The sequence below is a fragment of the Falcatimonas sp. MSJ-15 genome (assembly GCF_018918265.1).
Taxonomy (GTDB): domain Bacteria; phylum Bacillota; class Clostridia; order Lachnospirales; family Lachnospiraceae; genus Falcatimonas.
This window is the reverse complement of the sequence record NZ_JAHLQC010000007.1, coordinates 39,851-65,219: the sequence shown is the minus strand read 5'-3', so window position 1 is coordinate 65,219 and position 25,369 is coordinate 39,851. Positions and strand designations below refer to the sequence as shown.

27 protein-coding genes are annotated in these 25,369 nt (G+C 32.0%); 7 read left to right on the top strand and 20 right to left on the bottom strand.

Features of this window, described 5'->3' with window-relative positions:
* Nucleotides 1-128 precede the first annotated feature (128 nt).
* The 4 genes from KQI85_RS06870 to lepB (KQI85_RS06855) all read left to right on the top strand — a co-directional run bounded on the left by KQI85_RS06870 (nucleotide 129) and on the right by lepB (KQI85_RS06855) (nucleotide 4,352).
* A complete protein-coding gene (locus tag KQI85_RS06870; RefSeq protein WP_216575346.1) occupies nucleotides 129-626 on the top strand; it encodes a DUF5721 family protein in 498 nt (165 codons plus the stop codon).
* Between the two features lie 135 nt (nucleotides 627-761).
* Nucleotides 762-2,765 (top strand): molecular chaperone HtpG, encoded by a 2,004-nt coding sequence (gene htpG / locus KQI85_RS06865; RefSeq protein ID WP_216575345.1) that lies wholly within the window; start codon nucleotides 762-764, stop codon nucleotides 2,763-2,765.
* 243 nt (nucleotides 2,766-3,008) lie between these two features.
* Nucleotides 3,009-3,575, top strand: coding sequence for a signal peptidase I (gene lepB, locus KQI85_RS06860; protein WP_371820563.1), 567 nt, complete (start codon nucleotides 3,009-3,011; stop codon nucleotides 3,573-3,575).
* Nucleotides 3,576-3,650: 75 nt separating this feature from the next.
* Entirely contained in the window at nucleotides 3,651-4,352 is a 702-nt protein-coding gene (lepB, locus tag KQI85_RS06855) for a signal peptidase I (protein ID WP_216575344.1), read from the top strand.
* 138 nt (nucleotides 4,353-4,490) lie between these two features.
* Here the strand turns inward: lepB (KQI85_RS06855) and KQI85_RS16910 are convergent, their stop codons facing one another.
* From KQI85_RS16910 to KQI85_RS06815, 8 genes are all read right to left on the bottom strand, one after another.
* The gene (locus tag KQI85_RS16910) at nucleotides 4,491-5,516 is read right to left on the bottom strand and encodes a peptidylprolyl isomerase (protein WP_216575343.1); all 1,026 of its coding nucleotides are present in this window, start codon (nucleotides 5,514-5,516) and stop codon (nucleotides 4,491-4,493) included.
* A 117-nt stretch (nucleotides 5,517-5,633) separates the two neighbouring features.
* Nucleotides 5,634-5,891 carry a glyoxalase gene (locus KQI85_RS06845; RefSeq protein WP_216575342.1) on the bottom strand — a complete coding sequence of 86 codons (258 nt, stop codon included), beginning with the start codon at nucleotides 5,889-5,891 and terminating at the stop codon, nucleotides 5,634-5,636.
* A gap of 583 nt (nucleotides 5,892-6,474) precedes the next feature.
* Nucleotides 6,475-7,254, bottom strand: coding sequence for an HAD family hydrolase (locus tag KQI85_RS06840; protein ID WP_216575341.1), 780 nt, complete (start codon nucleotides 7,252-7,254; stop codon nucleotides 6,475-6,477).
* Nucleotides 7,255-7,895: 641 nt separating this feature from the next.
* Nucleotides 7,896-8,699 (bottom strand): ECF transporter S component, encoded by an 804-nt coding sequence (locus KQI85_RS06835; protein WP_216575340.1) that lies wholly within the window; start codon nucleotides 8,697-8,699, stop codon nucleotides 7,896-7,898.
* A gap of 161 nt (nucleotides 8,700-8,860) precedes the next feature.
* Nucleotides 8,861-9,442, bottom strand: coding sequence for a nucleoside triphosphate pyrophosphatase (locus KQI85_RS06830; protein ID WP_253293777.1), 582 nt, complete (start codon nucleotides 9,440-9,442; stop codon nucleotides 8,861-8,863).
* Nucleotides 9,443-9,494: 52 nt separating this feature from the next.
* Nucleotides 9,495-10,124 carry a CBS domain-containing protein gene (locus KQI85_RS06825; RefSeq protein ID WP_216575339.1) on the bottom strand — a complete coding sequence of 210 codons (630 nt, stop codon included), beginning with the start codon at nucleotides 10,122-10,124 and terminating at the stop codon, nucleotides 9,495-9,497.
* A 60-nt stretch (nucleotides 10,125-10,184) separates the two neighbouring features.
* Nucleotides 10,185-10,646 carry an Lrp/AsnC family transcriptional regulator gene (locus tag KQI85_RS06820; RefSeq protein ID WP_216575338.1) on the bottom strand — a complete coding sequence of 154 codons (462 nt, stop codon included), beginning with the start codon at nucleotides 10,644-10,646 and terminating at the stop codon, nucleotides 10,185-10,187.
* A gap of 372 nt (nucleotides 10,647-11,018) precedes the next feature.
* Nucleotides 11,019-11,594 (bottom strand): hypothetical protein, encoded by a 576-nt coding sequence (locus KQI85_RS06815; RefSeq protein ID WP_216575337.1) that lies wholly within the window; start codon nucleotides 11,592-11,594, stop codon nucleotides 11,019-11,021.
* A 226-nt stretch (nucleotides 11,595-11,820) separates the two neighbouring features.
* Between KQI85_RS06815 and KQI85_RS06810 the strand changes: the two genes are divergently transcribed.
* Nucleotides 11,821-12,141 (top strand): DUF1292 domain-containing protein, encoded by a 321-nt coding sequence (locus tag KQI85_RS06810; protein ID WP_216575336.1) that lies wholly within the window; start codon nucleotides 11,821-11,823, stop codon nucleotides 12,139-12,141.
* A gap of 83 nt (nucleotides 12,142-12,224) precedes the next feature.
* Here the strand turns inward: KQI85_RS06810 and KQI85_RS06805 are convergent, their stop codons facing one another.
* The 8 genes from KQI85_RS06805 to KQI85_RS06770 all read right to left on the bottom strand — a co-directional run bounded on the left by KQI85_RS06805 (nucleotide 12,225) and on the right by KQI85_RS06770 (nucleotide 20,488).
* Nucleotides 12,225-12,797: a thymidine kinase gene (locus tag KQI85_RS06805; protein ID WP_216575335.1), complete on the bottom strand. Its 573-nt coding sequence runs from the start codon at nucleotides 12,795-12,797 to the stop codon at nucleotides 12,225-12,227.
* A 4-nt stretch (nucleotides 12,798-12,801) separates the two neighbouring features.
* The gene (locus tag KQI85_RS06800) at nucleotides 12,802-14,799 is read right to left on the bottom strand and encodes an ATP-dependent helicase (RefSeq protein WP_216575334.1); all 1,998 of its coding nucleotides are present in this window, start codon (nucleotides 14,797-14,799) and stop codon (nucleotides 12,802-12,804) included.
* A gap of 366 nt (nucleotides 14,800-15,165) precedes the next feature.
* Nucleotides 15,166-16,155, bottom strand: a complete 990-nt coding sequence (locus KQI85_RS06795; RefSeq protein ID WP_216575333.1) for a methyl-accepting chemotaxis protein — start codon at nucleotides 16,153-16,155, stop codon at nucleotides 15,166-15,168.
* Nucleotides 16,156-16,284: 129 nt separating this feature from the next.
* A complete protein-coding gene (locus KQI85_RS06790) occupies nucleotides 16,285-16,605 on the bottom strand; it encodes a hypothetical protein (RefSeq protein WP_216575332.1) in 321 nt (106 codons plus the stop codon).
* 64 nt (nucleotides 16,606-16,669) lie between these two features.
* Nucleotides 16,670-17,131: a threonine/serine exporter family protein gene (locus tag KQI85_RS06785; RefSeq protein ID WP_216575331.1), complete on the bottom strand. Its 462-nt coding sequence runs from the start codon at nucleotides 17,129-17,131 to the stop codon at nucleotides 16,670-16,672.
* Nucleotides 17,128-17,907: a threonine/serine exporter family protein gene (locus KQI85_RS06780; RefSeq protein ID WP_216575330.1), complete on the bottom strand. Its 780-nt coding sequence runs from the start codon at nucleotides 17,905-17,907 to the stop codon at nucleotides 17,128-17,130. Before KQI85_RS06780 ends, KQI85_RS06785 begins: the two co-directional genes overlap by 4 nt.
* A gap of 22 nt (nucleotides 17,908-17,929) precedes the next feature.
* A complete protein-coding gene (locus tag KQI85_RS06775; RefSeq protein WP_216575329.1) occupies nucleotides 17,930-19,654 on the bottom strand; it encodes a class I adenylate-forming enzyme family protein in 1,725 nt (574 codons plus the stop codon).
* Between the two features lie 63 nt (nucleotides 19,655-19,717).
* Entirely contained in the window at nucleotides 19,718-20,488 is a 771-nt protein-coding gene (locus KQI85_RS06770) for a heparan-alpha-glucosaminide N-acetyltransferase (protein ID WP_216575328.1), read from the bottom strand.
* 216 nt (nucleotides 20,489-20,704) lie between these two features.
* Between KQI85_RS06770 and KQI85_RS06765 the strand changes: the two genes are divergently transcribed.
* Complete coding sequence (locus tag KQI85_RS06765; protein ID WP_216575327.1) at nucleotides 20,705-21,097, top strand: DUF4430 domain-containing protein; 393 nt, start codon at nucleotides 20,705-20,707, stop codon at nucleotides 21,095-21,097.
* A gap of 2 nt (nucleotides 21,098-21,099) precedes the next feature.
* Entirely contained in the window at nucleotides 21,100-21,594 is a 495-nt protein-coding gene (locus KQI85_RS06760) for a hypothetical protein (RefSeq protein WP_216575326.1), read from the top strand.
* A gap of 69 nt (nucleotides 21,595-21,663) precedes the next feature.
* Here KQI85_RS06760 and KQI85_RS06755 read toward each other — a convergent pair whose 3' ends face one another.
* The 4 genes from KQI85_RS06755 to KQI85_RS06740 form a co-directional block, all read right to left on the bottom strand.
* Nucleotides 21,664-23,076 carry a spore germination protein gene (locus KQI85_RS06755; protein WP_216575325.1) on the bottom strand — a complete coding sequence of 471 codons (1,413 nt, stop codon included), beginning with the start codon at nucleotides 23,074-23,076 and terminating at the stop codon, nucleotides 21,664-21,666.
* A gap of 272 nt (nucleotides 23,077-23,348) precedes the next feature.
* Nucleotides 23,349-23,696 carry a hypothetical protein gene (locus tag KQI85_RS06750; protein WP_216575324.1) on the bottom strand — a complete coding sequence of 116 codons (348 nt, stop codon included), beginning with the start codon at nucleotides 23,694-23,696 and terminating at the stop codon, nucleotides 23,349-23,351.
* 326 nt (nucleotides 23,697-24,022) lie between these two features.
* Nucleotides 24,023-24,832 carry a DUF3169 family protein gene (locus tag KQI85_RS06745; RefSeq protein ID WP_216575323.1) on the bottom strand — a complete coding sequence of 270 codons (810 nt, stop codon included), beginning with the start codon at nucleotides 24,830-24,832 and terminating at the stop codon, nucleotides 24,023-24,025.
* Entirely contained in the window at nucleotides 24,825-25,043 is a 219-nt protein-coding gene (locus KQI85_RS06740) for a helix-turn-helix transcriptional regulator (protein ID WP_216575322.1), read from the bottom strand. The genes KQI85_RS06745 and KQI85_RS06740 overlap by 8 nt, the downstream gene beginning before the upstream one ends.
* Nucleotides 25,044-25,369 lie beyond the last annotated feature (326 nt).

Below are 25,369 nucleotides of genomic sequence, written 5' to 3'. Positions count from 1 at the left end.
ATTATTTATGTTATAATTATTCAAAATATCATTATGCAATAGATAATTGTGTTTCTAAACTCTCATTGTGTTTACTATATAGATGGAAGTTATGCAATTATCTGGAATGGATAACTATTGGAGGATATATGTTAGGAATAAAAATAGAAGACACAAAATCTTTTATGTCTAAATTACTTATTAAAGATACTTTTAATGCATTTCGCACTCATGAAGTTTCACTTACAACATTCGCAACATTTAATATTGATGGCAAATTAAACAGTGATTTTTATGATTCAGATGAACTTATGGCACTTCGTGACAATGACTATGCTCTATGGGATAAGATAAAGCCTATAATGTATGAACTTATCAAAGGCAACAAACTTCCCCATTCATTCAAGATAGTACTATCAATGTTACCTGATAATGCTGCAAGAATAATACATAATAGTGGTGTGAATATTAATCCTGAAGATGTAGCCGGTCTTTTTATAACTATAAAATACGAAAATGAAACTGTATCTATTGTAACTGGAACAAGTCTTAAAATATTCACTATGGATAAATCTCTAGAGCATGCCTGGGATAGTACTTTTAGCGAATTTCTAAAAGCAAGCGGTATACCTTTTACCAATGTATAAACATTTCGCCATTTTCATTGTTAGCACTCTTTTAAAATGAGTGCTAATTTTTCCTTGACATTCATAATAAGCAGTATTATTATAAGATACAAAGGTCAGATTACTGACAGAATCGATTAAGGAGTGATTTTTATTATGGCAAATACACATGGCAATCTATCAATTAACAGTGACAATATTTTTCCTATTATAAAGAAATGGTTATACTCTGATCATGATATATTCTTCAGAGAATTAATCTCTAATGGCTGTGATGCTATTACAAAACTGAAAAAACTTGAGATTATGGGTGAATATGAACCAAAAGATGATACAGTTTACAAAATCTCTGTTATCGCTAATCCAGATGAAAAGACTCTCAAATTCATCGATAATGGTATTGGTATGACAGAAGATGAAGTTAACGAATATATTAATCAGATCGCATTCTCAGGTGCAGCTGATTTTCTTGAAAAATACAAAGATAAGACTAATGAAGACCAGATAATTGGACACTTTGGTCTTGGTTTTTACTCAGCATTCATGGTTGCTGACAGAGTTACTATCGATACTCTCTCTTATAAAGAAGGTTCTAAGAGCGTTCATTGGGATTGTGACGGCGGTACTGAATTCGATATGTCAGATGGAACTAAGACTACACATGGTACTGAGATTACATTATTCTTAAATGAAGACAGCTATGAATTCGCTAATGAATATAGAGCAAGAGAAGTAATTGAGAAATATTGTTCATTCATGCCTGTTGAGATCTTCTTCTCAAGAGAAGGTGGCGAACCTGCTTATGAGACAATAGATGAAAGCGAACTCAAAGACTCTGATACAATCATTGAGAGAATCCACGAAGATGCCAAGACAAAAGAAGTTGATAAAGAAGACGGAACTAAAGAGACTGTTGAAGTATCACCTGCTAAAGATTCCATTAAGATTGCAAAGAGACCTACTCTTATGAATGAGACTTCTCCTCTTTGGACAAAACATCCTAATGACTGTACAGAAGAAGAATACAAAGAATTCTATCAGAAAGTATTCAAAGATTATAAAGAACCTTTATTCTGGATACACCTTAACATGGATTATCCATTTAACTTAAAAGGTATTCTCTACTTCCCTAAACTTAATACAGAATATGATACAGTTGAAGGAACTATCAAATTATATAATAATCAGGTATTCATCGCAGATAACATTAAAGAAGTTATCCCAGAATTCCTTCTTCTCTTAAAAGGTGTAATTGACTGCCCTGATCTTCCTCTTAACGTATCACGTTCAGCTCTTCAAAATGATGGCTTTGTTAAAAAGATTAGTGATTATATAACTAAGAAAGTTGCTGACAAGTTATCAGGAATGTGCAAGACAGATAAAGAAAATTATGAGAAATATTGGGATGATATCAATCCATTCATCAAATTTGGATGCTTAAAAGATGAGAAATTCTCTGAAAAGATGAATGATTATATTCTCTTTAAAAATCTTGATAATAAATATCTTACTCTTCCTGAATGTCTTGAAGAGAACAAAGAGAAACACGAGAATACAGTATTCTATGTTACTGATGAAAATGAACAAAGCCAGTATATCAATATGTTCAAGGAAGAAGGCATTGATGCTATAATCCTTAAACATAACATTGATCAGCCATTCATAACACATCTTGAACAGAAGAATGAACATGTCAAATTCCTTCGTATAGACTCAGATCTTACTGATACATTCAAGGAAGAGACTAAAGAAGAAGATAAAGAAGCTCTTGAAACTCTTACTACTACACTTACAGATGTCTTCAAGAAAGCTCTTAATAATGACAAACTCGACATCAAAGTTGAGAAATTAAAGAATGAAAACATATCATCAATGATTACTGTTAATGAACAAAATCGCCGTATGCAGGATATGATGAAGATGTATAATATGTATGGAATGGATCCTTCAATGTTTGGCGAATCAAAGACTTTAGTTCTTAATGCTAACAATAGTCTTGTTAAATATGTTGCAGATCATAAAGATGCTGATAACATATCATTATTCTGTGAACAGCTTTATGACCTTGCTTTATTAAGTCATTCACAGCTTAAACCAGATGAAATGACTAAATTCATTGCACGAAGCAATGAGATTATGACTCTCCTTACTAATATGTAAAATATTTAGTGCTTTATAATCTCAGGCTTTGAACTTATTATTCATATAGATAAAAACGCCAGTTTTTTCAAAAAATCTGGCGTTTTTCTATTTATTTCATTTCAACCTGTTAATATTTTTTGTAAATATGCCGAGGTAAATTTTACAATACTCTTTCATATATCTTGTTATTCTTTACTGAATAAGGTACAATAGTAAGATAATAAATATATCAAAGTTACAAAAAGGAAAGGCGGAATTATTGTGGCAGAAAATGAACAGGCTTATAGTGGAATAAATTCATCCTCCAAAAAGTCTACAATCTTCAAAGAAATAATAAGTTATATAGTCATTATCCTGATTGCAGCCATCATTGCTTTTTGTTTTAATAAATATATTATCATGAATGCAAATATACCCTCCGGTTCAATGGAGACAACTATTATGACTAATGATAAAGTTATTGGCAATCGATTAAGTTACTGCTTTTCAGAGCCAAAGCGTGGGGATATTATTATATTTCCTTTCCCCGATAATCCAGAAAAAACATATATCAAGCGTATTGTTGGTATGCCTGGTGATACCTTAGAGATTAAGAACAATGCTGTTTATATAAATGGTACTGAATACTTTGAAAGTTACCTTCCGAAAGCTCCTCGTATGGATGATTACCCAAAAACTGTAATTCCTGATGGATGTTACTTTGTTCTTGGTGATAACAGAGAAGATTCTGTTGATTCACGTTTTTGGAATAATCCATTTGTTGAGCGTGATACCATTATTGCGAAAGCTATTGTAGTATATTATCCACATTTCCAGCTTTTAAAATAGTTGTAAATTATGGTAAAATAGGCTATAATGCAATGGGGCTATGTCAGTATAAAAAATATGATAGGTGGTTAGTATATGGCAAACGATAACGAAAAAAAGAGTGGTTTTGAGTATATCAATCTATATGATGAAGAAACCGTAAATAATGCAAAAGAGGATAAAAATCTATCCGGAGATTCTATCGCTGATAATGGTTATACAGCATCGTCTTCAGATATTACAAAAAAAAGTAAGAAAAAACGTACAAAAGATGAAGAACCTTTTGATTTGAAAAAAGAAATCTTTAGTTATATCAAGATTATATTATGTGCAATAGTTATAGCACTTGTATTTAACAATTTCATAATTGTTAATGCCAGTGTTCCATCTTCTTCGATGGAATCTACTATTATGAAAGGTGACAAGATAATCGGTAACCGTCTCTCATATAAGTTCTCAGAACCAGAACGTGGAGACATTATTATATTCAAATTTCCTGATAATGAAGAGGAAAACTATATTAAGCGTATTATAGGATTACCTGGTGATATTATCGAGATAACTAATGGAATAGTCTATATCAATGGTGAAGCTCTCGATGAATCATATCTTCCGGCTCATCCATATATGGAAGATTTTCCGGCTACTGTTGTTCCTGATGACAGTTACTTTATGATGGGTGATAACAGACTTAACTCTAAAGACTCACGTTATTGGAATAACAAGTTTGTATCCAAAGATAAGATTCTTGCAAAAGCAATCTTTATCTATTCACCTGAGTTTGAACTTATCAAATAGGTAAGATATCTTATCTTTAAAAGAAATAGCCTCTCTTTAAACTGGTTATCTTAAAAGGGTTATCCGCTCTTTTAAGATAACCAGTTTTTAACGATATAAAGGGTTATAGTTAAATCAACTATAACCCTTTTATTGCTTCTAGCTTCCAAAATGCGAATTATATACATCAAAGAAATTCGTACTTGTTCCTACTGATTCTTCAGTGAAATCAATTTTATCCCATACATCATCATTAAATTCTGAAGGAAGTGTATTAATATAAGAATCATATTCTGTATTAAATGCCTCTTCTTTTGCATTTCTAAGCAGATCTATCTTATTCTTAGCTGTCTCATCTTTATTATAATCAGATATACACTTTGCAAGATAATAACTATCTGAAGTCTCTATAACTTTTGATACTTCATTATTCACAAGTTCAAATATCTCATCGTCTACCTGTGTTGGCATATCGCCACGTTTTACCATCTTCTCATATATATCATCATCACTATGTTCTACCGCAAGCGATGCAAAATCACCACCGTCTTTTACTTGTGTCGCAATCGCATTGATAGCAGACAACTTATCATCTCTATTCTGCTCATTCTTCTCAATTCGTATATATTGGATCGTAATAATTCTCGCATCATCATCACTTATCTCTACATTAACGCTTCCTGTAAGTTCTTCATATATCTTCTCTGCATATAGATACTCTCTATATATTTCTTTTACAGATTCAATATCCATCTTAAGACCTGTCTTTTCTTCATCTGACAGTGCATTATAGTATTCATCTGCTGCAAGCTCTATCTGCTGCTCTTCTGATGCTTCAAGTTCTATGCCTTTATTCTTTGCAAGAAGATACATGCACTTTATCCTTGCTAATTGCTGTTTAACTACATCCTTAACATATTCTTGCATAGTCTGGTCATTATCATTAACTTTTACATTCCATATATCCTTACCATATACTGCTTCATATTGATTACGGACTGTATATAGGAATAATTCTGCTTCCTTAACAGTGCAGACACTGCCACCAATCTTAAACATTTCATCATTCTTAAGTCCTGTTGATATAAATATTCCGTCATTACTTTTACACCCAGAAAAGATGAAACAAATTGACATTACAATAACAATAAAATTCTTTTTTATCTTATCCATCCTGTAAGACACACCCTATTCTCCCATCTGTTATCGTTTATTTACTATATCACCATAAGTAAAGTTTTAAAACTGCATTTTCAAAAGCAGTATATTATCTTTACTATATACAAACAGTTCAATCATCAATTATGCTTCAACAACTAGAAACTTACCATTAGGAAGTTTAAATACTTCTAATGATTCTTCTATATCTTCAATTGACATTCCTTCAACGTCAACTCCTTCTTCTTTCCAATATTCTCTTATATCTTCAAGAGAATCAAATTCCTGTGCAAATACATCCTCAAGAAATTCTTCTGCTTCTTCAACAGTCTCTGCAACCGGTTCATCAAAAAGTTTAGTCTGCTCCTTTAAAAAAACCTCAGCACACATAGTAATATCCATAAATTCTACCTCCAAAATTCTGTTTTTAACAGATATATATTTTACTGTGAACTGCCCATCACCTAAAGGTAGTGGGTTTTACGTTCTAGCTTATAAAATAATACCATATATATTATTCATCGGCAATTATATTTTACATTTTCTCCTATAATTAATAATCTTCTCAATCATCACTAAAGCTATTTTTATGATATTTGAAAATTGGACTTTTATAGAATTGAATTTCTGCAGAATTGGCTTTTTATAGAATTGGTTTTTTGCAGAATTAGATTTTTACTGAATTGGTTTTTTACTAAGTTGGATTTTTACAGAATAAATGCTCACAAATATATTAATTCTGAAGTAAAAAAATAGAAATGCTGTCTAGGATGAATAAACAGCATTTCTATTATTTTGAAGGTATTAAATTTTATAAAAATTGCTTTTGCGTAAGGTCTAATGTTCCTTAACGTAATTATATTTTACCAAATAGTAGTTTTATGAACAATAGGAAATACGACCTATTTTCAATGTACTATTGACCTATTTTTATGTTTTTAGTAGTCTTTTTGTACAATACATATATGCTCATATATATTTGTTACTACATTTCCTGTAATATTCTGTCAAGTTCCGTTTCCACACAATCTGTTATATCAGTGCATCTTCTCTGTATATCTTCTGCAGCACTACTCATTCCGAAACTTCTTCCAACTGCTTCAAACATCTCAATATCATTATAATTATCGCCAAATGCAATACATTCTGTTTTGTCAATTCCAAGTTTTTCCTGAATCGCCTTTATCGCATTACCTTTATTCACTCCAAATGCCGTAAAGTCAAGCCATTGCTTACCTGATATGACTGCCTGTACTTTATCTGACCATTTATTCATAAAATGTTCTCTGCATAATTCAATATCAGTAGGATTGTATACAGATATCTTTAGCAAATCTTCTTCCACTTCATATATATTATCCACTATTGTAACATTATTTTTAACTATATATTTCATCCTATGTACATATTCTTTGGATTTTGGCATAAGATATGAAGTATTACGTCCTGATAAGAGTATCTCACAATCTTCATAATCATATATATCTCTCATAATCTCAATTCCAAGTTCTCTATCCATTGGTTTTTCATATATTATCTCATCCTTATATATAACTAATGCACCATTCTCACATATATACATCAGATCATCACTTACCGGTGCAAATAGTCTTTTTAGATTAGGATACTGTCTACCACTCGCTGGTGCAAATATTACCCCTCGCTCTTTTAATGCTTTCACAAGTGGGAATAATCTCTCATCACAGTCCTGTGCTCCATTTCTTAAAATTGTTCCATCAAGATCGCTTGCTATTAATTTTATCATCTTCTTACCCTGCACTTTCATAATATCTTTTTATAGTATAACTTCTCTATCACGTAAAGCTAATGAACTTCACATAAAGTTAATGAACTTATATGAAGTTAATGAACTTATGTGAAATTAATTAACTTATATAAAATTAATGAACTTATATGAAATTAATTAACTTATATGAAATTAATTAACTTATGTGGAATTAATGAACTTATGTAAACTTAATTAACTTATATTAAGTTCATATTCTTATAAGTTAGTTAGGTTTCCATCTAAGATTCGTATGTTCTTGTTAGAAACTTAATAGCCTCCAAGTTTTATCTTCAATCTTACCAAAGAGACTTTAAATCTATTATACATCATATATACAACAAATGGCAAAGAGACTTCTTAATTATGTCTCTTTGCCATTTATCTTGTAGATAATCTGGTTATGTATATATGTATAATTATAATCTTTTCTATACTTATTAGTTCATTCTATACTGCCATATTATCTATACTGTTATCATTCATATATTTTCCACGACTATATACTCTAGTCCATACACATCATCTATATATATCTTCTATGATTATATATCACTCTAGTCCATACATATCATTTATGCATATCTTCTATGATTATATATCATTCTAGTCCATACATATTATGCTGCAAGTTTCTTATTATCTGACTGCATTACCAAAAGTCCTGCTTTTCTCATTGCCGGTCTTAATGCAATATATAATACTGATGCAATTGCAATTGATGTTGCTGCATTAACCAATGTTGCCATAGCACCAATCTTAGCCCATACAGCTGCTATATCCTGTGGAACTCCAAGAATATATGACTTATAAAAATATCCTACAAGTGGATCTGCAATTACATTGAATAACATACCTGCTATACATGCTCCAATTGTTACGCCTACAACTTTACCTTTGTTCTTTTCTTCTGATACGTTAAATATCTTATGAGCAACAAGTCCTACAATTAAGCCGATGCATAACTTTAATAAAAATGTCTTTGGTGCACTTGTAACATAACCTGATGTTAAATCTGCAAGAGTCATACCAACTGCTCCTGCCATTCCGCCCCAGAGACCTCCGATTAATAATGCTGCAAGTACGCAGAATGCATTACCAAAATGGATTGCTGTCTTCTCTGTTCCTACAGGTATATCAATCTTAAAATATGCAAAGCCAATATAGCATAATGCTGCACAAAGTGCTGCCTGTGTAAGAACTTTTATGTCTGTCTTCTTCTTATCATTCTTTGATGTAAGTGCTGTAATAAGAGCAACCACACCTATGATAAATACAACTAATGAAAGTGCAAATAAAAGATTAAGATTGTCACCTGGTTCTTCTACTGCATTACGTTTTGCTATTGTAACTATACTTGCTACAAGTCCTAATACTGTTATAATAGCACTTACAATAACTGATATTTTCTTATCTTTTTCCATAATATCTTCCTCCCAAATAGTACTAGAGAATTTCTTTAATGAATTTTTATTCATTTATAAGAATGTCTATAACTTTTGTAGGAAATTCTATCATTAGTCTGGTTGTTTTAAAACTACCACTTTGCATTTTTTTGACCATGCCAGTTCATTTTATTTTACTATTACAGTAATATATCATTCTCTTTTAACGTCTTGTGAAATGTTGCAATTGGGAAACCAACAACATTGTTATATTCTCCTTCTATGGAAGTTATATATTTGGCAAAACGTCCCTGTATAGCATACGCACCTGCTTTATCATAAGGTTCATCAAGACTTATATACTCCTGTATCTCTCGCTCTGACATATCTGCTACTCTGACTTTAGTCTCAGCTGCAAATACAAGTTCTTTTTTAACATTATTTTCATTAATAATAACAGTTACACCTGTATATACTCTATGTTCTCTCCCTACCAATCCTGATATCATATTGTAAGCATCATCTCTACTATGTGGTTTACCAAGTATCTGATTATCAACTGATACAACCGTATCCGCACCAATTATCATATAATCTTCATTATCTGATACTTTTGTCTCCACATCTTTTGCTTTTACTATTGACAGTTCTTTTACAACATCTGCAGGTATAGTCTTAGTTATTATCTCTTCTTTTTCACTTTTTATTATCTCAAATTCATATCCGGCATTATGAAGAATCTCTTTTCTTCTCGGTGAACCTGATGCTAGTATTATTCTCATTATTACTTCCTTACTTAGTTTTTGTGAACTCTATATTACAGTTACATTCATCTTATTTAGCTTCACTTAATCTGACATCAAATCCATTCTTGATAAGAGCTTTTACTACTTTATCAAAATCTTTGCCCTCAACAGTTATAAATATCTCCTGAAGACCAATTGTCTCTGTATCAATCTGGACTATATTCTTAATGTTACCGCCATGTCTTGCTATTATCTCTGATATTCTTGCAAGAACACCTTTGAAATCATAAGTAACAACAACAAATGTATCCTTTTTAGAACCAAATATCTTCTGATACTGCTTGAATATTGCCTGCTGTGTTACTATTCCAACAAGTTCTTCTTTTTCATTCGTTACAGGTATAAATCTTACCTTAGAATTAATAAACATAAGTGCTGCTTCTTCTATAGGCTTTTCTACGCTTATTGTCTCTAATCTTGTCTTCATAAGTTCGATAACTTTTTTGTCAAGGAATTCTTCCTTGGTTCCTTCAAACTCTTTAAAGTAAGTTTCATAAACATATCGTTTTGAAAGAACACCTATAAACTTCTTTCCATCGACTACCGGCATTGAAAAGAGCTGATTATCTTCAATAATCTGTAATGCCTCACGAAGTGTATTATCAACAGATACACTCTTTAATTCTGGAAATGGAATCATAATTGTCTTTACCTTCATACGCAATACCTTCCTCTCTGTCTATCATAACTGTATTATACTACATTCCCCTTATTTTTGCTACATCTCATCCATTGAAATAACATCTTTATTAACGTCTATTCCTCTTGTCTCAACCGGTGTTGAGAATACTATCTGTGTACTTGTTCTTCCAAATTTCTGAAGCTGACCTATGAATGTATCAAGGTCTATAGTACTTGCAAATGCTACTTTTAATAGCATTGAATAATCACCTGTTACACAGTTACATTCTATTACATTATGACAATCTCTTACAAAAGGATAGAATTCCGGTTTCTGTGCAGGCACTATCTCAAGATTAATAAATGCTGTTATATGATAACCTAACTTCAATGGATTAACCTTAGCTTCATATCCAACTATTATATTCTCTTTTTCAAGTCTCTCAAGTCTTGCTGATACTGCCGGCGATGACAAAAATACCTGTTCTGCCAATGCTTTTAAAGGCATTCTTGCATTCTGCTGTAATAGTATTACTAATTTTTTATCAATTTTATCCATATATATTCCTCTTTTCCTTATATATTAGATACTTATCTAATATGATACTGTTTGCGTAAAAAAAAGACAACCTTTGTATTACTACAAAAATTGTCTTCTTCGACATCTTCTACTTCTTTACTTCTCAGCTTAATTATATTAACTCTGAAGCTGTTATTTTAAAGAAAATTAACTTTCAAAAATTATTTTACAATATATGTTAAAAAAACACAAGTATTTTTTTCTATATACTGATTAATAATCCTGTCTGTATTAAGAATGTATCAACAAAAGCCTCATCTATCATTCAATAAATGAGGCTTTATATGTCATTCGTTAAAACAATTACAATATCTTTCTTATAAAAAATATTCTGTTAAACATCTCTATATCTTAATAATACATATCGAATTCATCATCATCATATGAATCATTCTCATATTCTCTGGTCCAATCGATATTGTTAGCTCTTTTTGGCTTCATCTGAGGCTTGGCTGTCTTTGCTTTTCGATTGTCATTCTCTTTACGCATAACAGCTTTCTTCTCTCTCTCAAGGCGTTTTACAATCTCCATCTTGTCTGGCTGCTGTTCCTTGACTTTACTCTCTTTTGAAGACTGGTTTCTTCTCTCGGACTGACGCATCTCTCTGTCTAAATCCTTATCCTTGTCTCTTGGAACAAAGTTACGGTTTTTAAATCCGCCACCATCTCTGTTATTACGGTCTCTGTTTGCATTGTCACGGTTGTTATCACGGTTATTATCTCTCTTAAATCCGCCATTACCGTTGCTATCTTTTTGACCTTTAAAGTGTGGCTTTGCGTCTCTAGCTTCGTAGCCTGCACCATTATTTCCTTTCCCTGAATTTTTCCTTGGTCTGTTATCCTTTTGATTTTGATAACGTTCTGTGTTATTTCTGTTGTTTGATTTAAATTCTTTGCTGCGGTTTTCACCTGCATTACTTGTAACCACGAAAGCTTCTCCTTCCAAATATAGTATAAATGGTACTTACGACCTATGTTCTATTTTATAATATTTTTCCCACAAGTCAACCATTTTTTCATTGTTTTTGATCGTTTTTTATATCGTTTTTATTTCAGCTTTTCTTTATACTTTATTTCCTTGATTTTTATATTTATTTCTGTTAGAGTGATTATGTGGTTAATCACACAATATAGTCTATGAAAAGAGGTATATAATGTCAAAAGAATTTGAAAATGAAAATGATGGTGAATTCACTGTAACACTTAGTCTTGATAATGGCGAAGAACTTGAATGTGCAGTTATCACAATCTTTGAAGCAGGTGACAATGATTATATAGCATTACTTCCTTTAGAAGGTGAAGAAGCTGATGAAGGTGAAGTATTCTTATATCGTTATAGTGAAACTGATAATGGTGAACCAGTTCTTGATAATATTGAAAGCGATGAAGAATATGATATCGTATCTGATGCTTTTGATGAATTCCTTGATTCTCAGGAATTTGATGAATTAGTTGATGCTGACGATGAAGAATAATCTATAATTCGCAATCATAAAAACAATAGCCCCCAGAATACATATATAGCTAATCTTAACTTATATGTATTCTAGGGGCTATATTAATCTTCGGGTTTTACCATTCCAAGATTGAAGTGTTTTCTACAAAGTGATATATATTTGTCATTAGCGCCAAGTACAACCTGCTCACCGACTCTTACTATCTCACCTTTTTCATTAACTCTCGCATTGCATCTTGCACCACTTCCACACCAGCATACCGTCTTAATCTCTTCAATCTTATCTGCCCATGCAAGAAGCCATTTGCTCCCCTCAAAAAGTTCATTTTGAAAATCTGCTCTTAATCCGTAACATATTACCGGAATTCCAAGATCATCTACAATATGAACCATGAATTCAACCTGTGATCTGGTTGCAAACTGAGCTTCATCTACAATTATACAATCATATTTTTTAAGTTCATCATCACTTAATCTTACTAATTCTTCAAGATATTCACATTCGCTTTCAAGTCCGATTCTTGAACGCACAATCTTATCGCCATCACGAGAATCTATCTTAGGTTTTACAAGACAGCTTGTCTTACCTCTCTCTTTATAATTATAGTCAACCATAAGTGCATTAGCAGTCTTAGAACTTCCCATTGCACCATATCTAAAATATAGTTTAGCCATACCTCTAATTCTCCTTAATCTTAATTATTCTATTGGTAATAAGAAACTCTGCATCCATAACCAGTTCCTTACCTGAATTTTTAAAAAATATATACAGTTTAGTATCTTCCTTTTTACGAATTATACCTTCACCATATTTTACATGTTCAATATGAGTACCTTCCTTAAGTTCATTATCTCCAATACTCATCTCTCCTACAAAACGTGACGGAACAAGCTTCTTATTATATCTCTCATTAACATAAGCTACACATAGATTCTCTTTAGCTCTTGTTATTGCAACATAGAACATTCTTCTCTCTTCTTCGATATCAGCATCAAGAACTGCTTTGTTATGTGGGGTTATTCCTTCATTCGCATCTATTATGAATACATCTCTATATTCAAGACCTTTACTCGAATGAAATGTTGCAAGAGATACACCATCAACATTCTCTCTCTGCTTTCTCACTTGTTCTATAAGTTCTTTTGAATACTCATCCATGTGTTCAAACCACTCTTCGTATGTAGCAAACCCTCTTGCTGTCTCCATTATCTCATCAAGTGTATCAAGAAGATCTTCATATTTCATTCTTCTATATTCTGCATACTCTTTAAGATAATCTTCATATCCAATTGCATGTCTTATATAATTGATAGCTGCATACGGTGCCATCTTCCTTAACATTCTAAGATCATATATCAGTTTGTTGATTCGCTCTACCATCCAGTCTTTATCTCTATAATAATAGCACAGTTCATCAAAATTAACTTCCACATCAGGGAGACTGTCCCTGCTTATATATCTCTTTGGCTTATTCATAATCTGTAAAAACTGTGCTCTGCTGGTATCGCCAAGTGCTACTTTTATATATGAGATAATATTCTTAGCTATAAAGTGTTCAAATATATTAGGTATCGAATCTCTCGTCTTAAATGGAATATTATATTCCATAAACTTCTGTATAAGAAGCCGTGGTCCGATATTAGTCCTGAACAGAACTGCCATATCACTGTAATTATGTCCATTCTTCTTATATTCTTTTATCTTAGACAGAATATACTCATTCTCTTCCTTCGAATCGGCAAATTCCATAATATCAACAGGAATTCGATTCGTATTGCCTGCAATTATATTCTTATCAAATCGTACTCTATTATGACCAATAACTCTCTTTGCACACTCAACAACAGTCTCTACTGAACGATAATTAGTATCTAGCAAAACTCTCTTTGCATTATCATAATCTTTTTCAAAATTAAGCATAATCTCAGGTTTTGCGCCTCTAAAGCCATATATCGACTGATCATCATCACCAACTGCGAATATATTATCTGTGGGAGCCGCTATCATCTTTATCACATCATATTGTATCTTATTGATGTCCTGAAACTCATCAATAAGTATATATTTATATTTGTTCTGCCATGCTGCAAGTATATCTTTACGCTCTTTTAAAAGTTCATAGCACATTACAAGCATATCATCAAAATCCAACAGATTATTACTTATCAGATAATTTTCATAAGAGTTATATATCTTCTTAAATGTATCATCTGCACAATTAGACGAATAATAGTTATTAATATCTATTCCTTCATTCTTAACACGGCCTATCTCGCTCAACACATCGTTAACAAACTCTGTTTCGTCTTCTATATCCATATTGAGTTTCTGAACGGTTTCTCTTACATTCGCTATTCGCTGCTCTTCTCTTACTATATTGGACGCATTATAATTATATGCATATCTAAGTATATTAAAATATATAGCATGAAATGTACCAAATGTAACTGGCATAGGTCCACCTGCAAGTTTTATAAATCGCTCTTTCATCTCTATAGCTGCTGCTTTTGTAAATGTTATCACAAGAATATTCCCCGGATTAACTCCATAATGCTCTATAAGATTAAGAGTTCTTCTCGTTATAACAAAAGTCTTACCTGAACCCGGTCCGGCAAGGACAAGCATTGGACCTTTATAATGTTCTATAGCTTTTTTCTGACCTTGATTTATCTCCATATCATTCACCTTTTATTATATACAGCAAATATATCCTTATTATCCTATTAATATTCTATTAGTATTCTTTCGGTATAATTTGCTGACATTATCTTAATTCCACATCTGAAAATTATTTCATATACGCTATATATTGTCAAGTCAACTTTCATTTGACACTCTAAATCTATATTACTTCCAATTATCCAATTATCATTAAATTTTCCTATCCATCTTCTATAATTATCAAGGTAATTTCTGCTTATGCCTCTTTTAGTTCATTGCATATATAAAAAATGCATTAAAGACAACTTATATGTTATCATTTAATGCATTTTCTTATTCTCTATATCTGACTAATCTTCGCTAATATCTTTACTCTTCTCGTTATTCATTGAAATGTTCATGAAGTTCTTCTGACGCTTTTTTAAGATTACCTATTGAATCATTAAGACTGAATACTGCTTCTGTCTGGGATGTAATACTCTCTGTAATCGTAACTATCATTGCTGAATTCTCTTCTGATGTTGCAACTACTGTTTCTAGTTCGTCCTGAATTTCATCATATTTCTGCTTTATGCCTTCAATTATCTTAAATTCTTCATCTACAATCTCAGATGCTTGTGTTGTTGTATTCATTATATCACCAAGAAGTTCAAGAAGATTCTCAACTTTCTCAGCACTTTTAGTTGCTGCATTAGCTCCTTCATTTATCTTATCTGATACAGACTGGGTTGTTGCTGCTAATGATTTTATTATACCATGAATATTATTAGCTGCTTCCTTGCTCTCTTCCGAAAGGCTTCTAATCTCATCTGCTACTACTGCAAAGCCCTTACCATGTTCACCTGCTCTTGCAGCTTCTATCGATGCATTAAGTGATAATAGGTTAGTCTGGGATGCTATCGAATTAATCTCATCAAGAATCTCTGTTATCTTATCCATCTCGCCAAGAAGCCCAAGTGTAGCTTCCTTCGCCCCACTTACTGTATCTGACATATCCACCATTGATTTTCCTATAATCTTAGCTTCGTTATCGCCTTTTTCAACTGCCACATTAACATCTTTAAATCTTGCTCCAAGGTCCGCTGCATATTCATAGTTCTTATTAATCTGCTCTGTGGATGCAACAATCTTATCATTAACACGTATTATCGCTTTACTTGTCTCTTCAACAACGTCTTCCATCTGACCTGTTGATTCTTTTACTGCTGCCGCTTGTGCATTAACTGTTCCAACTTCATCTGCACATGCGACTATATCAGTATTAAGTTTCTTAGCTATATCAACTACAACATTTTTATTATTCTCGACTATATTAAGCATCTCTTTTGCATTATTGACCATCTTCTCACCATAAGCTGTTCCTGAATACATAAGAATGCATGTTGCTGTATATATTGATATTTTGGATATAATGGACATTGCATCATAAGGACTTCCATCTATTATCGGTGGATATACTATTCCACATATAACAGCTGTTATTATATATGGGATTGCATATCATTTAATAAGTTTTTTGTTAAAATACCTAACTGCCATTCCAAGCGTTATATATGATGCCATAAACGCTACTGTATTACCATTGACACTTGCTGAATATATAAGTACTGCATATGACGGAATTAATACAATTCCAAGTGCTTTTTTATACTCATCAACTTTCGAATAATATAGAATTGTTACTATTATTCCAGTTAGAAGCATTACTCCTAAACCATAATATGTCTTTGGTAAGTTACCATAGCTTAATATTGTCGTCACTATAAGCACTGCTACGCATGCCCATGTAATAATAATATTGACCTTATGCATTTCTTTCATCTGAATTTACCTCCAAAATATGCTTTTTACATCTTCGGAAATTTTTTCGAATATTTATCACATATTATTTACTACTTTTTGGAACTTTATATTTTTTTTCTTTTTTAAAACTCATTCTTATATACTTAAATATAGAATCTGTTACAAATATTGCAAGTGCCATAGCTCCTGCTACCTGTATACTCTCTCTTATATAGTATTCTGCCTTATCTGCATTAGACATTAGTATATAATATACTGAACGATACATCTGTCCACCCGGTACTATAGGTATTATTCCTGCTATAAGGAATATAGTTACTGGTGCTTTATATACTTTTGCAAAAATATGTGAAATAAGTGCTATTATAAAGCCCGATACAAATGTTGCTACCCATACTTTATCATATAGATTATAAGTATACAGATATAAAAACCAGCCTATTCCTCCAACAAAACTAGCCTGTGGTACATATCTCTTTGGAACATCTATAACAACACAAAAAGCAAGTACCGCCATAAATGCTGCCAATGCCTTGCTTATCATAATAATACACCTCCTATACATAGTTGCATAAATCCTATTCCTGCACCTACTCCAAGCCCTATTCCTATTGCTTTTACTATTGCTTCAAGCATTCTGGCACCACCTGAAGCATAATCGCCTGAAAGTGTATCTCTTATTGCATTAGTAAGTGCTACTCCAGGGAATAATGCCATAATCGAGCCGATGATTACTATATCTATGTTAATCGCTATATGTAATATCTTTGAATATATTATAGTCATAATAGCAACCACCATTGATATAAATACATCCATAAGAAATTCTGTCGATTTTATCTTATCGCCAATATACAAAAGAGTGGCAAGTATAATACCATTCATACAAGATATAATACTATCATTCATCCTTCCTCCAAGCATAATTGTAAAAAATACTGCTACCACAACATAACATATATTCTTTAACCAGTCAGGATACTGTGTTCTTTTATCAATCTCATTTAACTTGGCATACGCTTCTTCAAGCGTTATCATTCCACTACAGAATTTTCTTGATATCTCATTAACATCACACACTTTTGCAAGATGGTTAGAACGACTATTAACTCTCTTTACGACTGTAAGTGTAGGAGCATCCTTACCAGAAAGTGATGCTACAATTCCCGTAGTTACTACAAATGATGCTACTGTCTCCAGATTTGACATCTTAAGTATTCTATTAATGGTATCTTCAACCCGATATGTCTCTGCACCATTTTTGAGCATTATTTCACCGGCTAATGATGCTACCTCTAATAATAACTCATAATTCTCCATTACTTTAATTCCTCCATCTGTATTAATATTCCAATGCCGCCATCTTCTCTAATTCTCCCCATGCTATCTTCATAAGCGAAGTCTTAGGAACATCCTTCTCTTCTATGAACCTATAACCAACAGGTACTGCATAAGGAATCAATTCTTCTTTACACATTCGGCTTATATCTTCACGAATATGTCTATATTCTGCTTCGCTCTCTGATTTTTTTACTACAATATAAGCAAAGACTCCCTGACCTCTCACTGAATGATGTACCGGCACAACATACGCTTTTTCAACATTCTCATTACTCTCTATCACGCTTTCAACAGCCGTTGCGAATATTGTATGGCCTGATACTTTTATTATTCGTCTGATTCTACATTCAAAATATATCCTGCCATCTCTTATATAACCAATATCTTCTGTATGAAGCATCTTAACATTCTCACCGTATGGCTTTATTATTCTGCCTTTTTCTGTATATGCATATAGCATCATTGCAGGAGATATAACACATATCTCGCCTTTTTCACCATCTTCTAATTCTATATCTGTACCAGGTGTACATATCTTAATTATATTACCTGGAAACGCATAACCTATACATGCCTCTTCATCAATATCTCTGTCACATACAGCTATCGGACAACATTCCGTCATTCCATATCCCATAGATATATATCCATCACTGCCATTCTCTCTAAGAATATTATTAAATTCATTACGTACTTCTTCTGTCAGATGATCTCCTCCGACAAATCCATGTCTGAATGACTTTGCATTAATTGTATGATTCATTGCTGCTTTCTTAAAAATATCATTTTTTAACATTCGCTCAAATACCGTTGGTACACCGGGCATGAATGATGGTGCTTCCTTAATAAAGCGTCTGCACAATGTATCTGCATGAAAAAATGGCATAAGAATAACTTTTCCCATAGCAACAAAAGGAAGATGTATCGCAACACTAAGCCCAAATATATGAAATGCAGGTAAAATTGCAAGCATTGTAATCTTATCCGGTAATGGTTCTTCCGTCTTAAGACAATACTTTGCCGACTGATTAAAAGAATCTGATGAATGTACGATAGCTTTAATCTCTCCGGTTGTCCCACCACTGAATAATATTATCGCCGGCTCTTTATCATTATACTCATTAACATTATTGTCCTGTTTTGCAGATGCATTATGCACGTTATATCTGCTATCTGCTTTCTCTATAACCAAAGTGTTATATTTTTCAAAAAAATCTTTATATGAATAATAGTATTCTCTTCCTATACAGGATATAATCCTGCTATCCCAACCAAAAGGATATAATTTTTTCATAATTCCCAATTTGAACATAATAGGAAGATTCTCTTTAGTATCTATCTTTATAACAGGTATAATCTTATTCTGCTGTGCAAGTATTGCATATTCATATATATTCTTTATTGCTACATCTGAAAAAAATAATATAGCACAATCTGTCATAGTAAGTTCAGTATACAGTTCCTTACCTTTTGACTTAGGATTAAGCATAACTGCTACTGCTCCTATCTTATTAACTGCATATAAAAGTGTAAGAAGCTTGGGCGAATTAACCATACATATTCCGACTTTATCAGCTCTGCTTATCCCATATACACTAAGCGCATAAGCCATCTTATCTATATCTTCTATGAAATCTTCATAAGTTCTCTCATAATCAAAGTACTCATACGCAACATCTTTTGGTACTTTAGATGCTGCTTTTTTCACTATTTCATATAATGTCATACCCATTCTCCTTTTTAATCTATCTAAACAGATAGTCATCAAAACAAACTCTATATCCGATGACTAAGACTGCACATATATAAGTTCAAATATTCCATATATAATTGGCTGATGTAATATATATATAATCATTGTCTTAGTTCCAAGCCATGTAACCGGTGGAATCATATTCTTATAAAATATGCCATTTATATTATCTCGCTCAAAATATTCTCCTGCCATTATTCCTGCTATAAATAGAAATATCCATGGTATCACAGGAAAATAATCTGCCGAACTAACCGGAGAGTACATGCCAAAGCCTATTATATAGCCAAGTACATTGCCATACAGCTCTAATGGAAGATGTATCTCTAAAAAGCCTGCTATTCCAATATATCCATAATATACATTCGATGTTAAGAGATAGCATGAAAGTGCCATAAGTGCTCCAAATGCTGCCGGAACTCTATTAAATATTCTAAGAACCGGTTCATATAATAACATACATAATGCAAGAAGATGTATTATTCCAAACAGTATAAATTCATCAGGTACAAAAAAATATGTCACAACACTTATAAGTATTGCAACTATTGCCGCTTTAATACCCCTCTTCATATTATTGTGTGATAAGTGGCATGATATTCCTGATATGAATATAAATGTTCCTGCTCCTATATCTCTTATAAGATTAACCCACCAGTCATCAAACCATGTCATATCTATATCTGTAAACACTGCTACATCAAATAAAAAATGATATATAACAACTCCAAGTATAAGTATCCCTCTCACTGTATCTAAAAGATGTATTCTCTCTTTTTTCATTATCTCACCCTTATAATCTTTCATTCTAAAATACATTTTATTGTAACACAATTTTGTGCAAGATTAAATAGATTATCTCCATAAATGCAAATATTTTTGTTCACATTTTTTTCACATTTTCTTCATACTTTTCTTGACATAATAATGAACAACTGATAAATTAATTACGATAAGTAATTTGTGTCTATGGCACAGAATTTTATCTACTATTAATCAATACTTATTTAAAGGAGATTTAAAATGAAGAATAATAAGAAACTCTTTGCAGCTCTTGGTGCTTTAGTTGTTGTTATTGCTGTTCTTGCAACTGTATATTTCTGCAATAAGCCAAAGACAACTGAAGGCTCAAAAACAATCACTGTTGAAGTTGTAACACCTGATGACACAGCTTCTTTTACTTACAAGACAGATGCTGAATATCTTGCTGATGTTCTTGTTGACGAGAAACTTGTTGAAGGTTCTGACAGCGAATATGGTCTTTTCATCACTACTGTTAATGGAATCACTGCTGATGATTCAAAACAGGAATGGTGGTGCATTACAAAAGATGGTCAGATGCTTGAAACAGGTGCTTCACAGACACCTATCGCTGATAATGACAAGTTTGAATTAACTCTTACAACAGGTTATTAATTATGAACATCAAAAGGCTGGTCTTATATGGTTTTTTAGGTGCACTTTTATATGTAGGACAGGTTGCACTTGCTTTTCTTCCTAATGTTGAAGTTGTATCTGTTTTATTAATTGTATATACAATATATTTTGGCGTAGAAGCACTTTTTCCATTATATACCTTTGTCTTACTCGAAGGAATAACATACGGTTTTGGAATGTGGGTTCTTACATATATGTATGTATGGCTTGTTTTATTCTTTCTTGCCAAGATATTTAAAAAACAGACTAATCCTTTATTTTGGGCAATATTAAATGGTTTTTATGGTCTGTCATTCGGATTCTTATGTACTATATTATGGGTAGCTTTTTATGGTATTAATTCCGGAATTGCATGGTTTATTTCAGGAATACCTTTTGATATAATACACTGTATTGGTAATTTCTTTACAGCGCTTATCCTATTCAAACCATTATGTCACATTATGAGTTTTATACGCAACCATATCAGTCAATAGACAAATAAGTCGCTACACAGATTAATTTTGAGGTGTCACCTCATCTTTCAATTTGTGTAACGACTTTTTTTACTCTTTTCTCTTATGAGGTAATCTTACTCTTAGAACTTTTCTTATAAACTTCTCTTTATTCCATGGATATATAGGATATATATAACTCTTACCTGATATTGTCTTATTGAATATAATCGTTGCAAAAGTAAGTATTATGCCTGCAATAAGACCATATATACTAAAAATCTCTGTTAACAAAAGCATAATTATACGCATGAATTTTAATGCATATCCAAATTCAAAACTTGCTTGTGTATAAGTAGCAAGTGCAACAAATGACATATAAAGCATTGTCTCAGCATTAAACCAACCTGATTTTACCGTAAATTCTCCTATAACAAGACCTGCTGTAACACTAAGTGGAGTACTTAACGATGTCGGAGTATTAATAGCAGCAAGCCTTAACCCATCTATTGCAAGTTCAAGAATCAATAATTGAAGAATAACTGGAACATTCACAGTCTCCTTCATTAGTGTAAATCTAAGAGTATCAGGAAGCCACTGTGGATTTTTGGTATACAATAGCCATACCGGTGTAAGAAACAATGCAATGAAAGTTATAACAAATCTGCTTATTCTTATATAAGTTCCTGTAACTGGTGGAAAATAGAATTCATCTGCTTCTTCAATAACATCAAATACTGATGTTGGAAGTATCATGGCTGATGGAGAGTTATCTACAAGTATTATGATGTTGCCATCAAGAAGTGCCGCTGCTGACGTATCAGGTCTTTCTGAGAATTTGAATTTTGGAAATGGATTAAGCATCTTTCCTCCAAACAGACACTCGGCAAGACTCTCCTGATTCATCGTAAGTGCATCAACTTTTGTATTCATAATACGTTCTTTAAGATCTTTAACAAGATCTAAATCTGCTCTGTTCTCCATATAACACATTGCAATATCTGTCTTAGAACTACTCCCCATATTAAGCATCTCAACGCATAGTTCCCTATCTCTTATTCTTCTCCTTATAAGTGCAGTATTAAATATCAAAGTCTCAACAAAACCATCTCTTGAACCTCTCATAACTTTGTCTTTCCAAGGTTCTTCAACTCCTCTCGCCGGATAAGTTCTTACATCTAACTTAATCGCTTTGTCATAACCATCAATAAACATACATAACACGCCTGACAGAATCTGAATGATTATATCTTCAACTTCTTCTGACTCTTCAACTTCTACGTATGATATTTTTGTCTCTATAAATGTCTTAATATCTGTGGGCCATTCATCTTTTGTTATCTTAAAAAGTGCATCCATCAGTTTTTGCATAACCTCATCTTTGATAAAGCCATCAATAAAATAAAAAGATGCTCTTTTCTCACCTATCTCAATATCTCTCCTTATAATATCAAAATTAGTATCTAATCTAAGCTCTCTGTCAAAATACAATATATTCTCATCAATTCTTGACGATATCATCATTCTGCCTGCACACATCCTCGTATTATAAAGTAGTAGTGTTTATAGACCCTCTCCAAGGTCTTCATCCTGTACTACAATCATAAAATTTAATATTATTAATCGTATTGATATATATAATCTGCATTAGTACGATTTTTATGCAAAAAAATATCGCCAGTTACGTCTTAATATGTCGTAACTGGCGATATTCATTGAAATCACATATTAAATATGATTATCTATTATAAATTGAGGTATCGATGTATTACAAATTACTTATTTTATAATCTTTATTATAATCTCATTGTAGCCTGACTAACAAAAGCATATGCAACTGTTTGTCTGAACTTCTCTTCATCTGTTTTTGTTCCATATACAGTCTCATCTTCTACCATCTTGTCATCTTTCATATTATCTGTAAAGATCTGATCTTCTGATCCTTCTGCTTTCATATTATCAGCAATAACATTTGCTAATGTTACTTTCTTCTCTTCATCTGAAAAATTTGATATATCTTTATTAAATCCAACGATTTCAAGTGCTGTCTCAAGCTGTGAAGATGTCCAGTCTTTAACATTTGACTCTTTAACAAATTCTAATCTTTGTTCATTACTTCTACACTGGATAAATTTTCTTAACATAATAATCATACTCCTTATTATTAAAACCTTTTACATATCTCTATTTACGCTGTCATTATAACCATACTATGTTCTTTTTGCAAATCAAAATTTTAACAATATCAGCCCGTATTTTTATATATTTGGAATAGTTATTATTAATAATTTCCACTGTAATGTTTGGATAATATGCACAATTCCTTTATCTTATCTTTACCATATATGAAATACTCGCTAATTTTACCCATAAAAATGACTTGTTTTTAACTAAGTAAAGTATTTATAAAATATTGTTTATACTCTAATGTAAAGAATCTTCAACCAGTAAAAATCAGTTAAATTACAATCTATTTCTTCTTACTCTTCTTAAGGCTGTTTGCACTATATGATATAATCTGTACAAGCCATAATACAGATACTACGAATGATGGCATAATCCCCCATCCAAATAATCCACCACCAATAATACATACAAGCCAAATTATATTTATTGCTTTTGACATTGCTTTGTATGAACTCCATGATGCTTCATATATCTGCTGTTTTTCCGCTTCATCACAACTTGCAAACCATTCTTTTGGGAAATTTCTATCATATACACTTCCTTTTTTCTCAGGATTAACTTCTCGAATCATATTAACACACTGTTTCTGAATCTTAGTTATAACAAACATTGCAAAAAATATATCAAATACACTTATTGCAGCTCTTATAAGTGGCATTACTATCTCATCACTTACAAGCAGACCTTCTGTTGCTGCTGCTAATGAGAACATAACTACTACAAGATCTATTCCCGAAAACAGCATAACATATGCCATCTTACGTTCAGATTCTTCAATCTGCTCATCGTTACCTTCTTCGATTAAAGATGTATTATACTCTTTCTTAACTTTTTTAAGCACAATTCCTGCATATATTACTAATATCATAGTTGTGATAAGTGCTATTACTGGTGCACCATTTTGAACACCGTCTTTTATATATGATACTAATATGCTCATATCAGCATTATCTGCTAACATTGCTGAGAAGAAACCAACAAAACCACCGCCTATAATACATATTATCATTAGTATTATAAAAGGCTTAAATGCTTTCTTATCATCTGCTTCAATTTTCTTTTTAACATTGCTTTCATTAATATTATTACTCATTATCAACACTCTCCTCTTCATACCAGAAAATCTCTTCAACATTTACTCCAAACACTTTGGCAATCTTCAATGCCAAAGTAACTGATGGCGAATAATCTCCTCGCTCTATCTGACTTATAGTCTGTCTTGATACTCCTACAAGTGCTCCCATCTGCTGCTGATTAACATCAATCTTGCTTCTGTATTCTTTCAGTCGATTGTACAATGGCATCTTAACACTTCCTTTCATAGATTTTTTATTAACTTATTGCGCAATTCATTTTTTGACAACTTTACTTGTCATTTTCTATACTCTTATTATATACATGACAACTTTTCTTGTCAATACTTTTTGACAACTTTTCTTGTCATATTTTTTTAATGTAATTTTTGCATACAAAAAGGTTCTAAACTATACTTTTGAATAGAGTTTAGAGCATAAGAAAAGCTCTGGTAGAGCAATTCTTAGTCTACCGGAGCTTTTTCTATTGTCTTTTCTATTGTCTTTTCTATTAATTTTTCCTATTACTTTTTTCTATCGCTCTTTATATTAACTTT

Excerpts from the sequence above, each read along its gene's own strand:
- KQI85_RS06845 (WP_216575342.1), bottom strand. The coding sequence starts at position 5,891 with ATGGATATTACTATGTGTGCTGAGGTTTTTTTAAAGGAGCAGACTAAA.
- KQI85_RS06750 (WP_216575324.1), bottom strand. The coding sequence starts at position 23,696 with ATGTTAAGAAAATTTATCCAGTGTAGAAGTAATGAACAAAGATTAGAA.
- lepB (WP_216575344.1), top strand. The coding sequence starts at position 3,651 with ATGGCAAACGATAACGAAAAAAAGAGTGGTTTTGAGTATATCAATCTA.
- KQI85_RS06775 (WP_216575329.1), bottom strand. The coding sequence starts at position 19,654 with ATGACATTATATGAAATAGTGAAAAAAGCAGCATCTAAAGTACCAAAA.
- KQI85_RS06805 (WP_216575335.1), bottom strand. The coding sequence starts at position 12,797 with ATGGCTAAACTATATTTTAGATATGGTGCAATGGGAAGTTCTAAGACT.
- htpG (WP_216575345.1), top strand. The coding sequence starts at position 762 with ATGGCAAATACACATGGCAATCTATCAATTAACAGTGACAATATTTTT.
- KQI85_RS06780 (WP_216575330.1), bottom strand. The coding sequence starts at position 17,907 with ATGGAGAATTATGAGTTATTATTAGAGGTAGCATCATTAGCCGGTGAA.
- KQI85_RS06870 (WP_216575346.1), top strand. The coding sequence starts at position 129 with ATGTTAGGAATAAAAATAGAAGACACAAAATCTTTTATGTCTAAATTA.
- KQI85_RS06830 (WP_253293777.1), bottom strand. The coding sequence starts at position 9,442 with ATGAGAATAATACTAGCATCAGGTTCACCGAGAAGAAAAGAGATTCTT.
- KQI85_RS06770 (WP_216575328.1), bottom strand. The coding sequence starts at position 20,488 with ATGAAAGATTATAAGGGTGAGATAATGAAAAAAGAGAGAATACATCTT.
- KQI85_RS06765 (WP_216575327.1), top strand. The coding sequence starts at position 20,705 with ATGAAGAATAATAAGAAACTCTTTGCAGCTCTTGGTGCTTTAGTTGTT.
- KQI85_RS06755 (WP_216575325.1), bottom strand. The coding sequence starts at position 23,076 with ATGATGATATCGTCAAGAATTGATGAGAATATATTGTATTTTGACAGA.
- KQI85_RS06810 (WP_216575336.1), top strand. The coding sequence starts at position 11,821 with ATGTCAAAAGAATTTGAAAATGAAAATGATGGTGAATTCACTGTAACA.
- KQI85_RS06790 (WP_216575332.1), bottom strand. The coding sequence starts at position 16,605 with ATGAAAGAAATGCATAAGGTCAATATTATTATTACATGGGCATGCGTA.
- KQI85_RS06800 (WP_216575334.1), bottom strand. The coding sequence starts at position 14,799 with ATGGAGATAAATCAAGGTCAGAAAAAAGCTATAGAACATTATAAAGGT.
- KQI85_RS06760 (WP_216575326.1), top strand. The coding sequence starts at position 21,100 with ATGAACATCAAAAGGCTGGTCTTATATGGTTTTTTAGGTGCACTTTTA.
- KQI85_RS06795 (WP_216575333.1), bottom strand. The coding sequence starts at position 16,155 with ATGTATTCAGGAACAGCTTATGGTGAGAAGATGGTCAATAATGCAAAA.
- KQI85_RS06825 (WP_216575339.1), bottom strand. The coding sequence starts at position 10,124 with ATGAAGGTAAAGACAATTATGATTCCATTTCCAGAATTAAAGAGTGTA.
- KQI85_RS06745 (WP_216575323.1), bottom strand. The coding sequence starts at position 24,832 with ATGAGTAATAATATTAATGAAAGCAATGTTAAAAAGAAAATTGAAGCA.
- KQI85_RS06785 (WP_216575331.1), bottom strand. The coding sequence starts at position 17,131 with ATGATAAGCAAGGCATTGGCAGCATTTATGGCGGTACTTGCTTTTTGT.
- KQI85_RS06840 (WP_216575341.1), bottom strand. The coding sequence starts at position 7,254 with ATGATAAAATTAATAGCAAGCGATCTTGATGGAACAATTTTAAGAAAT.
- KQI85_RS06820 (WP_216575338.1), bottom strand. The coding sequence starts at position 10,646 with ATGGATAAAATTGATAAAAAATTAGTAATACTATTACAGCAGAATGCA.
- KQI85_RS06835 (WP_216575340.1), bottom strand. The coding sequence starts at position 8,699 with ATGGAAAAAGATAAGAAAATATCAGTTATTGTAAGTGCTATTATAACA.
- KQI85_RS06740 (WP_216575322.1), bottom strand. The coding sequence starts at position 25,043 with ATGCCATTGTACAATCGACTGAAAGAATACAGAAGCAAGATTGATGTT.